This is a genomic window from Streptomyces sp. DH12 (genome assembly GCF_020873895.1).
In the GTDB taxonomy this organism is placed as follows: domain Bacteria; phylum Actinomycetota; class Actinomycetes; order Streptomycetales; family Streptomycetaceae; genus Streptomyces.
Window position 1 is genome coordinate 1 of record NZ_JAHWGT010001019.1, and the last position, 458, is coordinate 458.

A 458-nucleotide genomic window follows, 5' to 3' on the forward strand; every position below is an offset into this window, starting at 1 on the left:
GGGCAGGGTGACGGTGTGCACGGCGCCGTGGCCGGCGGGCGTGTCGGGGCGCGGACGGTCGGTGGGCAGGTCGAGCGGGGTCAGTCCGGCGAGCCGGGAGGTCCAGTGGTCCAGGGCCGGGCCCTGGTCGGCGGCGCGCTGCCAGAGGGCGTAGTCGGCGTAGTCCAGGGGCAGTTCGGGCAGGTCGGCGTCGCGGCCCTCGCGCCTGGCCCGGTACAGCTCGGCGAGGTCCCGCACGAGGACGTCGAGGGACCAGCCGTCGGAGACGATGTGGTGCATGGCGAGGACGAGGACGTGGTCGTCGTCGGCCGCGCGCACCAGGGTGGCCCGGAAGGCGGGTTCGCGGGCGAGGTCGAAGGGGCGCAGGGCGGCGGCGTGCACGGCGGCGTCCACCTGCCGGGCAGTGGCCTCGTCTTCGGGGACGGCGTCCGCCTCGCCGACGGATACGGCGTTCATCT

The 458-nt window shown here is 76.0% G+C and carries 1 protein-coding gene; it reads right to left on the minus strand.

Annotated features, from left to right (window positions below; translation table 11 throughout):
* A partial coding sequence (locus LPA54_RS38275) for a condensation domain-containing protein (RefSeq protein ID WP_228984991.1) occupies window positions 1–458 on the minus strand: 458 nt, incomplete at both ends.